General features: G+C 38.1%; 11 protein-coding genes. 2 read left to right on the forward strand and 9 right to left on the reverse strand.

Annotation, left to right across the window (positions count from 1 at the left end; all coding sequences use genetic code 11):
- Positions 1–31 precede the first annotated feature (31 nt).
- The 3 genes from DWA31_RS13850 to argC all read right to left on the reverse strand — a co-directional run bounded on the left by DWA31_RS13850 (position 32) and on the right by argC (position 2,893).
- Positions 32–970: an ornithine carbamoyltransferase gene (locus tag DWA31_RS13850; protein WP_114327169.1), complete on the reverse strand. Its 939-nt coding sequence runs from the start codon at positions 968–970 to the stop codon at positions 32–34.
- A 71-nt stretch (positions 971–1,041) separates the two neighbouring features.
- On the reverse strand, positions 1,042–1,821 hold the full coding sequence (argB, locus tag DWA31_RS13855; RefSeq protein WP_114327170.1) for an acetylglutamate kinase: 780 nt from the start codon (positions 1,819–1,821) through the stop codon (positions 1,042–1,044).
- Positions 1,822–1,861: 40 nt separating this feature from the next.
- The gene (gene argC, locus DWA31_RS13860; RefSeq protein WP_245942627.1) at positions 1,862–2,893 is read right to left on the reverse strand and encodes an N-acetyl-gamma-glutamyl-phosphate reductase; all 1,032 of its coding nucleotides are present in this window, start codon (positions 2,891–2,893) and stop codon (positions 1,862–1,864) included.
- A 280-nt stretch (positions 2,894–3,173) separates the two neighbouring features.
- Here argC and argE point away from each other — a divergent pair, with 280 nt between their 5' ends.
- Complete coding sequence (argE, locus tag DWA31_RS13865; RefSeq protein ID WP_114327171.1) at positions 3,174–4,346, forward strand: acetylornithine deacetylase; 1,173 nt, start codon at positions 3,174–3,176, stop codon at positions 4,344–4,346.
- A 126-nt stretch (positions 4,347–4,472) separates the two neighbouring features.
- Here argE and DWA31_RS13870 read toward each other — a convergent pair whose 3' ends face one another.
- The 4 genes from DWA31_RS13870 to metB form a co-directional block, all read right to left on the reverse strand.
- Positions 4,473–4,844, reverse strand: coding sequence for a hypothetical protein (locus DWA31_RS13870; RefSeq protein ID WP_114327172.1), 372 nt, complete (start codon positions 4,842–4,844; stop codon positions 4,473–4,475).
- Between the two features lie 235 nt (positions 4,845–5,079).
- Complete coding sequence (locus tag DWA31_RS13875) at positions 5,080–5,754, reverse strand: glutathione S-transferase family protein (protein ID WP_114327173.1); 675 nt, start codon at positions 5,752–5,754, stop codon at positions 5,080–5,082.
- 334 nt (positions 5,755–6,088) lie between these two features.
- Positions 6,089–7,441: a hypothetical protein gene (locus tag DWA31_RS13880; RefSeq protein WP_114327174.1), complete on the reverse strand. Its 1,353-nt coding sequence runs from the start codon at positions 7,439–7,441 to the stop codon at positions 6,089–6,091.
- Positions 7,442–7,572: 131 nt separating this feature from the next.
- Complete coding sequence (metB, locus tag DWA31_RS13885; RefSeq protein ID WP_114327175.1) at positions 7,573–8,733, reverse strand: cystathionine gamma-synthase; 1,161 nt, start codon at positions 8,731–8,733, stop codon at positions 7,573–7,575.
- Positions 8,734–9,214: 481 nt separating this feature from the next.
- Here metB and metJ point away from each other — a divergent pair, with 481 nt between their 5' ends.
- On the forward strand, positions 9,215–9,544 hold the full coding sequence (gene metJ, locus DWA31_RS13890; protein WP_114327176.1) for a met regulon transcriptional regulator MetJ: 330 nt from the start codon (positions 9,215–9,217) through the stop codon (positions 9,542–9,544).
- A 200-nt stretch (positions 9,545–9,744) separates the two neighbouring features.
- Here metJ and hemE read toward each other — a convergent pair whose 3' ends face one another.
- Both hemE and DWA31_RS13900 read right to left on the reverse strand, forming a co-directional pair.
- Entirely contained in the window at positions 9,745–10,812 is a 1,068-nt protein-coding gene (hemE, locus tag DWA31_RS13895; protein WP_114327232.1) for a uroporphyrinogen decarboxylase, read from the reverse strand.
- A 555-nt stretch (positions 10,813–11,367) separates the two neighbouring features.
- On the reverse strand, positions 11,368–12,864 hold the full coding sequence (locus DWA31_RS13900) for an FMN-binding glutamate synthase family protein (protein WP_114327177.1): 1,497 nt from the start codon (positions 12,862–12,864) through the stop codon (positions 11,368–11,370).
- Between the last annotated feature and the right edge of the window lie 557 nt (positions 12,865–13,421).

Raw genomic sequence — 13,421 nt, forward strand, 5'->3', positions numbered from 1 at the left:
TTAATAAATGATTTTTTAGTAAATAGGTTCGTTATTTTAGTAGCGATACCAATACGGCATTCTGTGCCCACATTCTATTTTCGGCTTGCTGAAATACCACCGCCATCTCACTGTCAAACAGTTCAGTGGTAATTTCTTCTTCCAAATGTGCTGGCTGACAATGCATAACTACACTTGCGTTCGCCTTAGTCATCAATTGGTGATTGACTTGATAGGGAGCAAAATGCGCCAATATCTTCGCTTTATTACTCGCGTCTTCATCGCCCATTGAAATCCATGTATCTGTATAGATAACATCTTGTGCACCAATAGCTTCAACATCAGTGGTGATAGTCAGTTTGGCACCCGACTCATCTGCCAATGCTTGTGCAACCGCGACAATATCTGATTGTGCTTCATAACCTGTAGGCGTAAGTAAGGTAAAATCAACACCTAAGGTTGCTGCCATAATCATCAATGAATTAGAGACATTATTACCATCACCGACATAAGCCAATTTAACGCTACTTAACTCACTTTTATTTAAGGACGGAAGTAACTCAGCTAAGGTAACAAAATCAGCCAATGCTTGACAAGGGTGATACACATCACACAAGGCATTAATTACTGGAACACTACCGTGCTTGGCTAAGCCTTGAATTGAATCGTGACTAAAAACTCGGGCAACAATAGCATCGGCAAAGCAGGATAAATTTTTGGCATAATCGCTAACACGCTCACGTTCACCCAACTTGCCGTTTTGTTGCCCTAAATATAAGGCATGACCACCAAGTTTATTGATACCCATATCAAAGCTAACATGAGTTCTTAATGACGGTTTTTCAAAAATCATCGCCACTGACTTTCCAGCTAAAGCTTGATTATAATCGGTAGGATTGCTTTTAATCTTTATGGCTAACTCAATCAAGGCTAGCAATTGGTTTTTATTTAACTGATCATCAGCTAAAAAGTGGTTTAATTGGTTCGACATTAGTATCTTCTTCTAAAAAATTCTTATTACGTTAACGCCCTCCTGTTATTTATTAGAGGGGCTATAAGATCCTAGTCAGGCTGAATTTGTGTTCCTACACCCTGACCATCAAGTAATTGCATAATTTGCTCTGGCGATTGCCAGCTGGCAACCGCGATACTTCGTCGTAATTGATTCGCCGCATGTAAGGCTGCATTTACTTTAGCTGTCATGCCACCAGCAATAACACCTTCATCAATAAGCTTGTTTGCTTGCTCACTATTTAAACTAGGCAAATACTCACCATCAGCCCCTTTTACGCCGTTAACATCTGTCAATAACAATAATTGAGCGTTTAACAGCTGACAAATTGCCACTGCGGCATCATCAGCATTCACATTAACTAGATCACCATTAGGTAACGCGCCAATAGAAGAAATAACAGGTAAAAAATGATTATTTAGTAAGGCATCTAATAATACACTATTTTTTGCACTAGGAAGACCTACTTGTCCTAAATCTTGTGGTGATAAACTGCACTGAATCATATCCCCATCGGTTAACGATAAACCCACGGCAGGCAAACTCATACTATTAGCAGTAGCAACTATCGATTTGTTCACAGTCCCCGCTAATGCACCACTAATTAAGCCTATTTGCTCTTTAGGGGTTACTCTCAAACCATGTTTTTTAACGGTAGTAAAACCTGCCTGCGCTAGCATGTCATCAACAACGCAACCGCCGCCATGCACTAAGACAACTTTAGCATCAGTCTTTAGCTTGGTGATCACGGATAATAAATTGTTCAGTGCATCTTCTTTTTCTAAGATGGCACCGCCTATTTTTATAACTAAGGGTTTAGGGTTACTCATGTCTATCTCTTATCTTTTCGTTATTCTTTATTTGTTACTGCTATTTAGAGGCCATCAAGCTGTACTCGCTTGGTAAACCAAGAGAAATATTAAAACATTGTAAGGCCTGTGATGCTGCACCTTTTAGCAGGTTATCAATAGCACAACTTACCACAAGCACATGTTTCTCTTCATCAAGTTGCCAATGCACATCAGCGAATGGAGTATTAGCAACATTGCCTATTTGCGGCCAAGCTTTTACTAGCCTAACCAATGGCTTGTCAGCATAGGCTTGTTCAAATGCTTGTGCTACTTGTTTGGCGTTAATTTCTGTTTTTAATTGTAATGTTACCGTTGCCAACAAGCCTCTTGTATAAGGTGCTAAATGTGGATTAAATATCACCTGCGCATTAGCTTCTTGAGATATTTCAGGTTGGTGCCTGTGTTGCAAAATATTATAAGGCTTTAAGCTAACTTCATTAAAATTAGTAGCTAAAGAGGCACTTCTACCTGCACCGCTAACACCACTAATACCATTAACCACAATAAGTGAATTTTCAACATGAAAATTGTTACTGGTAATCGGTTTAAGGGAAAGTAAACTCGCGGTTGGATAACAACCTGGAACGGCAATCAAATTTGTATCCGCAATATCGTCTTGATGCCACTCGGCTAAGCCATATATAGCACTTGATAGCGCCTCTACATTGGCATGTTCAAAACCATAAAACGTTGGGTAATCTTGAGGGTTTTTAAGTCTAAAACCACCTGAAAGATCAAATACCTTAACACCTGCCTCAACAAAAGCATGCGCCCAATCGGCACTAAATTCATGAGGAGTAGCAAAAAAAACAGCATCTAACTCTTTGGCAGAAGCTTCAAACCATTCCTTAGAAAAAGACTGCAGGGGTATATCACATATCCCTTGCCAGCGACCATGTAACTCGCTAAAAAGTTTTCCACAGGAAGAAGAGTTTTCTGACACAATCAAATGTTGTATTGAAACTTTATCGTGCTGACATAATAAACCAACTAATTCAGCACCGGCATAACCACTTGCGCCGATAACGGCGACCTTCATAACTTTTGACACAACCAAAGACCTTAATATTCAAATAAACAATAACGATATGCTTTTTACCAGGGAAAAACTACCTCTTATAACTAAAGCATTCAAGAGATAATAAAAAATTCTCTATCGTCGTCGTATTTCTTGAACAATTAGCATTACACTGTACCTTTATGAAAAAAGTAGCCTTATGAAAGCAGGTTATTTACACTGGGAGAGCAACTTACCAGTTAATGGGTAGTTATGCAACTATTTAGCATAACTATTTAATTTTTATTTGAGTTTTTTTACCGGAATAGTTTTTATGTCGCAGCTACCTAATTTCAAACAATCATTAACTCAGTTGATTGCCTGCCCTTCTATTAGCTCTACTCAAGCGAGTTGGGATCAAGGTAATTTAGAAGTTATTCAATTGCTTGGAACATGGTTTGAGCAGTTAGGCTTTAGCATTGATATTCAAAAGGTTCCCGGCGCACATAAAACCAGTGACAATAAATATAATTTACTTGCCAAACTTGGCAGTGGCGAAGGTGGTTTGTTACTTGCGGGTCATAGTGACACTGTACCTTTTGATGAAAGACGTTGGCAAAGCGACCCTATGGGTGTAGTCGATAAAGATGATAAATTTTATGGCTTAGGCACTTGTGATATGAAAGGTTTTTTCGCCTTTATTTTACAAGCCTGTAAAGGACTAGATGCAAAACAACTAAAAAAACCATTATACATCCTAGCAACAGCCGATGAAGAAACCACCATGGCCGGAGCGCGGTTTTTTGCTCAAAGCCAAGCGGCAAAACCTGATGTGGCAATTATTGGCGAACCCACTAACTTAGTCCCTGTAATGATGCACAAAGGGCACATGTCACATCGTATTAGTGTACAAGGGCAGTCTGGTCACTCTAGCAAACCGAGTTTAGGCGTTAATGCCATTGAAATAATGTATGAAGTGATTGGCCAACTCATCAATCTACAAGAAAAGTTCAGGTTGAACTATAAAAATGAAGCCTTTGATGTGCCAGCACCCACCTTAAATTTTGGTGCCATTAAAGGAGGTGATAATGCCAACCGTATTTGTGGTCATTGTGACTTGGACATTGATTTACGATCACTACCGGGGATGAGTGATGACGAACTACTGCATTGGTTAAGCGAATCATTGAAGTCTTTGGCTGAGAAATATCCAGGTCGTATTAGTTTTGAAGAACTACATCCTAGCTCACCAAGCTTTGAACAAGAGAAGAGTACAAATAATGAAGAATGTTTTGTTAGCATCGCCGAAGAAATTAGTGGCCATACCTGTTGCGCGGTAAATTACGCTACTGAAGCGCCCTATATTCAACAGCTAGGCTGTCAAACAATTGTATTAGGGCCGGGCTCAATCAACCAAGCACACCAACCAAACGAATTTTTAGCCCATAGCGAAATAGATAAAACAGACAAGTTGTTGATAGCAATGATCCAACGTTATTGTTTATGAATAGACAACAACCTAAAATGCATTCGAATAACGCTATTCAGAGCACTTTGGATGAACTTTGTTGTTTTTGTAATATTATTGATAATTCCTTTATAAACAAAAGTGAAATAACTTCAACTAGGATTCTTATTTATCCAAGTTCTTTAACGCTTTAAGAGCACTGCGTTCTATTTCTTGAGCATAAATAGCCGTTGGTTTATCAGTAATATTCGTATACAACACTACTTTACTATCGGTCACTTGAATACCGTAACTACCTGATGTTAAGTAAACACCACCAGAATATAGACCCGATGTAGATAACCAGTCCGCTTTGTGTTGCTCGAGCCACTCTTTCAACATAATGTATTCTGCATCTTTCGCCGTTAACTGTATTTTTCTCTCGCCGCCATTGCTCAAAAACACCGTCACTTCCGCATCAAGTTGCACATCGACTAATTTACTGCAACCCATTAACACAAGTAATAATGCTGATATAACTAGAATATATTTTTTCATTTTGATTGTCCGATCCATTTATGTTGAGAATTAAATACGTCAAGATATAAAATATTGATAACGTTATTTTAAACTAATTTGTTTTTGATAATTTGATAAAACTCAACTTTTTAGCTTTTTCTATTCGATTAAAGGCTGTTGATATTTCACAAAGACAGACATATTAATGCACTAGTGCAAACAAACTTTTAACATGCATTTTTTATGAAGTAGAAACAGTATTTTTAATGCTCTTTTATGAAAAAGGGTCGAGTTCTTTACCGATAGCTTGAGCGCGTTGAAATTTAGGTCTGTTTTTTAGTCTCATCAAATAAGCTGAAATTTGTGGGCTAAAGTGCCTGTCTAACTGTAACAAGGTAGCTAAGTGCAAAGAAAATCCGATGGCGATATCAGCGATAGTAAATCGCTCAGCACATAAGTAATCATGGTGAAGTAAATGTTCGCTCAAGCGTGTTAAGCGTGCAACAAACCAAGCATCATAATCATCGGCTGTTTGTTGCTGAGTACACCCTTTAGCCGCAAAAGCACGATACCTCAATACTAATGTTTGTGGAAACGTTAATGTGGCATCACTATGATAAAGCCAGTTTAGATAATCACCATAACCACTATCGACTACGGACAGTATCAGGTTATTTTTACTGTGGTACTTTTCACCTAGGTAATGACAAATTGCCACCGACTCAGTCATCTGTATTTCACCATTTTCCCCATCAACAAAGAAAGGTACTGTGCCCAAGCTATTCAGCTCTTTATATTTTTCAACGGTATAGCGAGGCGGAAACGCCATAGTTTCTATATCGTAATCTATCCCTAACTCTTCTAAGGCCCACAATACTCGTAATGAACGGCTATTGTAACAATGCCACAGTTTTGGTTTGACTTTTGCTGTCACTAAAGAATTTTTCATTTATATCCTTCTGATCATTGCTTAGCTACCTAATAAACGCTTCACTAATAGTAAATTTCCTGTAATTATTCACCATACCCAGCGTGCACGTCATTCCGGTTGTGTCTTTGCCGATAGGACGTGGGTACTTAGCTTTGGTCTGGAACTACAAAGCTGAAGCAGGAATCTGCCTGTTTTAAACATTAGACTCCCGATTAAAACATCTCGGGAGTGACGATAGGTGAGTAGTTACAATTTCCTTTATCTATTATAAATATTTTAGCCAAATTGAATCCAGATGTTTGGCCAAAAACTATAAAATACCATTTTGACGAGTTCCAATAAAATTTGCTTACTAATCCTTTTTATTCCAAAGCTTTTGATTAATTTTAACTGAAAAGAATTCATTTGCATGCCAACAACGCGGTAGTAAATCCAATTCTTGTCTTTCCTGATAATTTGAAGATAACAACTCAAGAATTTCATTCAAGCGCTCTTTACTTAAGCGAGCTACTTTTTTAGCCATATGTGGAAAGTATAAATTACTTTGTTTCTCCACCTCTATATTATGCCCATGACTAATAAAAGCTAATTTCCTCGTTGCTATACGACATAGCGGTTGCTCAGGCAAAGCTGGGTATAATCGATTTACAATTGCATATTCATAACACCCTCCTTCTTGTGGCATATAAATCACACCATAACCTTGAGGGAACATACCTGTTATTTGATACAGCGCATCAACAACTTTCTGAGAGCAGGCCCCTAACTCAGCATTTTTATTTAATACCTGATAAACCTTAGGTAACACCTTATAGTTGTAGCTACTTTTGGTTGAAAGAATAATAGAGGTGTATATTTGTGGTACTTTCAATAAATTACCAATACCTTGCTTTACTTTGAAACTACTTTTAATTAATTGTTGTAAAAATTGCGACTTTACTTTTTCATCAACGACAAACTGGTCACGCTCTTCTTTAGAGTTCCCGACATAAACAGGGACACTTAAACCATCAATAATATATTTCAATGTTTGCTTATAATTGATGGTTAATAGCTTTTTCCGTTCATCTACAACCAATGTTCTATGAGGGTCTTCTGTCAAATCTGTACCAACGAGTATAGCTTGTGCATCACTGTGATAAATACCGATATCTTGAAGTAACGCCGCCATCAACAAGGGTATTTTGATTTGTTCGATTACACGACGTTGAGCATCAAGATCAAACTGCGCATAGGGTTGCTCAGGAAATTCAGCTAATGTTTTAGTTATATGAGAATCGGTTATTTCACCATCAAACAACAGTTTATCTAATAAGCGTAAGCTTAATATCGCTTTATATAACGACTTATAATACTCGTTGTTATCGGTAACTTTCTTGCCTTCAGTTGGGCTAATTAATTGAATAGTACCAAGGAGTTGAGCTGACTTACGATTACTTTCCTCAAAGCTGTCACCTTCAGTTAAATCAATAATTTCAAGACAAATATTGAGTAAATGATTATGACGGTCAATACGTTCTAATTTTTCTAGCTCGAGGTGGTTTTCACTTACCGTTTCATCCGTTGCCATAAAAGACTGATGATTAAAATAATGAATTGCTCGTTCAAGCATAGAGTCTTTGAGTTGACTCCGTCCATAGATTTTGCTCAGCAAGCTATGAACTTGACGAGTATAATGTGTTTGATGCTGGTCAGGTTTAGCCATTACGTCGATAAAGCATATGAATAAAAGTCAATAATGCTAGAAAAAACAAAACTAAGCAACTGAGCTCTATATACCCATAATACTCGAGGGTTAGTTTAATCCTTTAATTTTACTCTTTAGATCTTTTGTCACTAAGCAATTTGACTTTGCTCTAAACCATGCGCCAAGTCAGCTAAAATATCTTCAATAGCTTCGATACCCACAGAAATACGCACCAATGAATCTGTGATACCCGCTTCTAGCCGAGCAGCTTCTTCCATACCAGCATGCGTCATTGTCGGCGGATGACTGATCAAACTCTCTACCCCGCCTAAAGATTGCGCTAAGGTAAATAAGCTTAAATTATCAAACAATTTTTTCACGGCATTGACGCCGCCTGTTATTTCAAAACTTAACATAGCACCAAAACCTGATTGCTGCTTTTTAGCGATATCATGACCAGGATGATCAGTAAATCCTGGATAGTAAACAACATCAATAGCAGTATGGTTCTTTAAAAAAGCAGCCACTTTTTCAGCATTTTCTTGGTGCTGTTTAATACGTATAGGTAAGGTTTTTAAACCACGTAAAGCTAAAAAACTATCAAAAGCACTGCCAGTAATACCGATACAATTAGCCCACCATGCTAACTCTTCACCTAGCGCTTGTTCTTTAGTAACGACAACACCACCAACAACATCACTATGACCGTTAATGTATTTAGTCGTGGAATGAAAAACAATATCAGCGCCAAGTAACAGTGGTTGCTGTAAGGCTGGCGATAAAAAAGTATTATCAACCGCCACTAAAGCACCTACTTTATGACAAGCTTTAGTGACTTGCTCAATATCTACCAAGCGTAATAACGGATTGCTTGGGCTTTCTAATAAAACTAATTTAGGTTTTTGCGCTAACGCCTTTGCTAGCGCTTTCTGATCATTTTGATCAACTACAATTAATTTGAATTGACCACGCTTGGCTAAATGGGTAAATAAACGAAAACTTCCGCCATAACAATCATGAGGAATCACCACCAAATCATCTGTTGATAATAACTGACAGATTAAATGTACTGCAGCCATTCCTGTACTGGTAACAATACCAACACTGCCCTGTTCTAATGTAGCGATAGCTTGAGCAAAAGTAGCACGCGTTGGGTTGCCAGTGCGAGAATAGTCAAATTCACGCTTATCATTAAAGCCTTTTAATGAATAAGTACTTGATAAATAAATAGGCGCAACCACAGCACCATGATGTGGGTCGATATTAATACCGGCTTGCACCGCAGCAGTGGTGATTTTATTGATCGACATATAAATTCCTCTTATTCAATCACTTTTTTACTTGATTTTACATATGAATTTTTCATATGTTTTTTTAGATGTTTGGACGTCTATAACTCTAAACTCTTTGGTTATTTAGGTCAAGATTTTTTAGACATCTAAACTTCTACTTGACTGAGTTTCAACAACCAGTAAAATCTATCTTATAACTAATACCAATTGAAGTAGTGAGTTGTTCATTCAGCGAGAATTAAAAGGTTAAGAGGCAAGGCATTGATTAAAGAGAATGGTTATTCCCTTGTCAAAATCAATAACGCGGCATATAAACCTTTTAAACTCGCCCTTGGGAGCTTGTCAGGAAAGTGATAACCTCACAAATTTGTTTGATATAGAATAACTATATACGCACAAATTTTGCTTGTTCTAACTTACCTGACACAGCTCTGAATTGACTAATTCATTATTTCATTTGGTATAATAAGATAACTAGAATAATAATTGAGGAAGTAACATGGCTCAGTGGAATGACGAATATATAAATCCCTATGCCGAGCATGGAAAAAAAAGTGAACAGGTAAAAAAAATTACCGTATCAATTCCTTTACGTGTTTTGAAAGTGTTAACAGATGAACGAACTAGGCGCCAAGTAAACAATTTACGCCACGCGACTAACAGTGAGCTATTATGTGAAGCATTTTTACATGCTTTCACCGGCCAACCTTTACCTGATGATGAAGATTTAGCAAAAGATAATAATGAAAAGCTACCTGCAAGCGTGCGTCGCATCTTAGAAAAAAAGGGCGTTACTGATTTTAGCGCTTATGATGTAGAAGAAGACTGATCCCTTCGACCCTTCGACAAGCTCAGGGCTCAGGGCTTAGGGCTCAGAGCGAACGGAAAGGTCTGTTCATAATGAGCCTAAAAATAGACAAAAAGTCCATTCATACTGAGCGTGAGGTACGAACAGTCGAAGTACGAGTTAAAAAGTAGTAGCAAACTCTAAAGAGTTCGCTACCCTTATTACTAAAATCTCGTCACTTTTTACTTGTGGTATTGCTTACTTAATCGGTGTACTGATTCAATAAAGTGCCCTGCATGCTCAGGTTTAACATCAGGATGAATACCATGACCTAAGTTAAACACATGCCCTGTACCACCATGACCAAAGCCTGCCAATATCTTCGCTACTTCTTCTTCAATACGAGGTAGAGGTGCATATAGCATTGACGGATCCATATTTCCTTGCAAAGCAACTTTATCACCGACACGCGCTTTAGCTTTATCAATATCAATCGTCCAATCAAGTCCTACCGCATCACAGCCTGTCGCGACAATATCTTCTAGCCACATACCGCCATTTTTAGTAAACAAGGTAACTGGCACCTGGCGGCCATCTGCATGGCGAGTTAAGCCATCAACTATCTTCGCCATGTATTGTAGTGAAAAGTCTTTATAATCTCGCGGTGATAACACGCCACCCCAAGTATCAAATACCATAACTGATTGTGCGCCAGCGGCAATTTGACCATTAAGATAGGTAATGACAGAGTCTGCTAACTTATCAAGTAACAAGTGCAAGCTTTGCGGATCTGAGAACATCATCTTTTTGATTTTAGTAAAAGCTTTTGAGCTGCCACCTTCAATCATATACGTTGCTAACGTCCACGGACTGCCTGAAAAGCCAATTAACGGCACCTCTCCTTTCAACTCTTTGCGAATAGTACGTACGGCATTCATTACATAACCTAACTCATCTTCTGGATCAGGAATGCCTATTTTCTCAATATCCGCTCTACAGGTAATAGGATTAGTAAATTTAGGACCTTCACCGGTTTCAAAATACAATCCTAAGCCCATCGCATCAGGGATAGTTAAAATATCACTAAACAAAATAGCGGCATCAAGTTTGAAACGACGTAAAGGCTGAATAGTTACTTCACACGCTAAGTCAGCATCACGACAAACCGACATAAAATCGCCAGCGCCTTTGCGAACTTCTCTATATTCAGGTAAATAACGTCCTGCTTGACGCATCATCCATACAGGGGTGTAATCTACTGGTTGTTTTAATAACGCACGTAAATAATTATCATTTTTTAATTCGGTCACCAATAAATCCTCTAAATTCATTTACTGTTTGCTTGCTCTCGTTGTCATTAATATATACCCGTTCCACTTGAAGATGCATGATTCAGACTTCCTGAAACGAGCACCTTTAAATGGAGCAGGTATAGATAACGAGAAATTTATGCCGAGTATTCTAGCACTGGTACAATTTTGGATCTATGCGCCAAATCAATTGCTTTTACTAACTTCAACAAATGTTCCATAAAAAGTTAAAATGTTTTTTTATATTATTCAATATTCGCTATCTTTAAATAGATTTATAATCAGTTACTTAGCCAAGTAAGTAGCAAAATAACACCCGCTACGAAGAAAATAGTCGAGTTTATACTCTATTAAAGTTGTTGCAGTGGAGAAAACGCTTTGTTATAAAATAGCTGCACTAGCAAGGAAGTCTAATAAAAAGAATAAAAGCAGCTAGAAAGAATAAATAATAAGAGGCTTGTTCAACAAGACCATAAAGCGAGCATTTCAAGCCTTTCTCTTTGAGAAAGGCTTTTTTATTTCCAATTGATTATTTATTAAAAGATGGATAAGTTCCTACTTTTCAGCATGATTATAGGGATATAATTTATCTAATGCTACTGACAATCCGTTATCTTGAATAATACGAACATGTCGACGCGATAACTTTCTCGCATGCTTTACACCGCAAGAATGTGCTAATAAGCCAACACCATATTGTACATATTTATGATAATTAGCCACACGTTCCGCCTTATCTGCGGGATCCAGTCCTTGTTGTAATTTTGCATTATGCGTGGTTATTCCTGTTGGACAGGTATTTTTATTACATTGCAATGATTGAATACACCCCAGAGAAAACATAAAACCTCTTGCGGAGTTCACTGCATCAGCACCAACCGCCAGCGCCCAAGCAACTTTAGAGGGTGTAATAAGCTTGCCTGAGCAAATAACCCTAATACGATCTCGTAGACCATATTTAATCAGTAAATTAACAACTAAGGGTAAACTTTCTTTTAACGGTAAACCTACATAATCCATTAACGGTTGCGGAGCAGCTCCCGTACCGCCGTCAGCACTGTCTATGGTGATAAAATCAGGCGCAAACTCAGATCCCTGACTATTTATTTCTTCTAAGAGCGCGGTTAACCACAACGACTCACCAATAACCACTTTAAAACCCACGGGTTTTCCAGTCACATCTCTTACCCTATTAACCATAACTAATATGTCTTGTACTGATTTTATTTCCGGGTGAGCATTAGGGCTTATTGAGTCTTCCCCTTGTGGTATGCCTCGTATTTTCGCAATTTCTGCCGTCACTTTATTACCCGGTAGAATCCCGCCTTTTCCTGGCTTTGCTCCTTGGCTCATTTTAATTTCAAACATTTTAATCTGTGGCTTTGCTGCCACTTCGGCTAGCTTTTTATCGCATAGTTGTCCTTGCTCGTCTCTCACGCCATATTTTGCTGTCCCTATTTGATAAACGAGATCAGCGCCACTCGCTAGGTGATGTTCACTCACCCCTCCTTCACCAGTATTCATCCAGCACCCAGCTTTGGCTGCTCCATTTGAAAGTGCTTTAACTGCCGGTGCAGATAGCGCACCATAACTCATGGCTGAAATGTTAAATAATGAATCGGTACTATAAGGCTCCCGGCAACCATCACCAAAAGTAATCGTACTTGGTGGAACCGCGTCCTCTTCCAAAGTTGGAAACGCACAGTTCATAAACATGATAGTTCCTGTCAGCTCAATATTTCGCGTTGATCCAAAAGCAATAGTGCGATCTACATTTTTTGCCGCACGATAAACCCAACTCCGTTCAGCTCTATTAAATGGTAACTCTTCTCGATCCATAGAAAAAAAGTACTGTCTGAAGAATTCACCCTGTTTTTCAAATAAATATCGAAACCGTCCAATAACAGGATAATTACGACGTATAGCCTGCTTCGTCTGTGTTCGATCAACGATATACATGTAGATTATGGCTAAAACCCCCAATCCTATAAAAAAAATAAAAATAACCGATAGTTTTTCCAATAAACTGAGCATACTGTACATATTATCCATGTTTACCTCGTTAATCGTTTTAGTTGTATCAATTATTTATGTCTACTATAAGATTGCTGAACTTTAGTACCTCAAGTTTGGCTTTCTCAATGGTAGTAATAAAATGCTCTAATGATGTATATACCCGCTCCACTTGAAGATGCTCGTTTCAGGAAGTCTGAGCGATTTATAATCAAGGCGCATTTTTTTATTAAGGGTTATTCCCTTAAAAAGAAATGTAACGCAGAGTATGATTTGCTCAGCCTTCCCCAAGGGGCTGGTTTAGGAACGCTTTATGCTACGTTATTGATTTTGATAAGGGAGTAACCATTATCTTCAATCAATGCCTTGCCTAAAGGCGTGCCTAATTCCAGCTGAATCATGCATCTTCAAATGGAACGGGTATAGATAGATGACCCGAAACTATCGTTATTATTTCATCAATCAAGCACATTGCTAAAAATAACACTTTATTGCGGTTCTTTAGTCGTTATTTTTGAAGAGTAAATCAACCTTGTTTGATAAATAGGCTATACCACCCGAGTTCAGACTACTATCAACTCTATTAGTCGATGCAT

The organism is Candidatus Colwellia aromaticivorans, assembly GCF_003333305.1.
GTDB classification, from domain to species: domain Bacteria; phylum Pseudomonadota; class Gammaproteobacteria; order Enterobacterales; family Alteromonadaceae; genus Colwellia; species Colwellia aromaticivorans.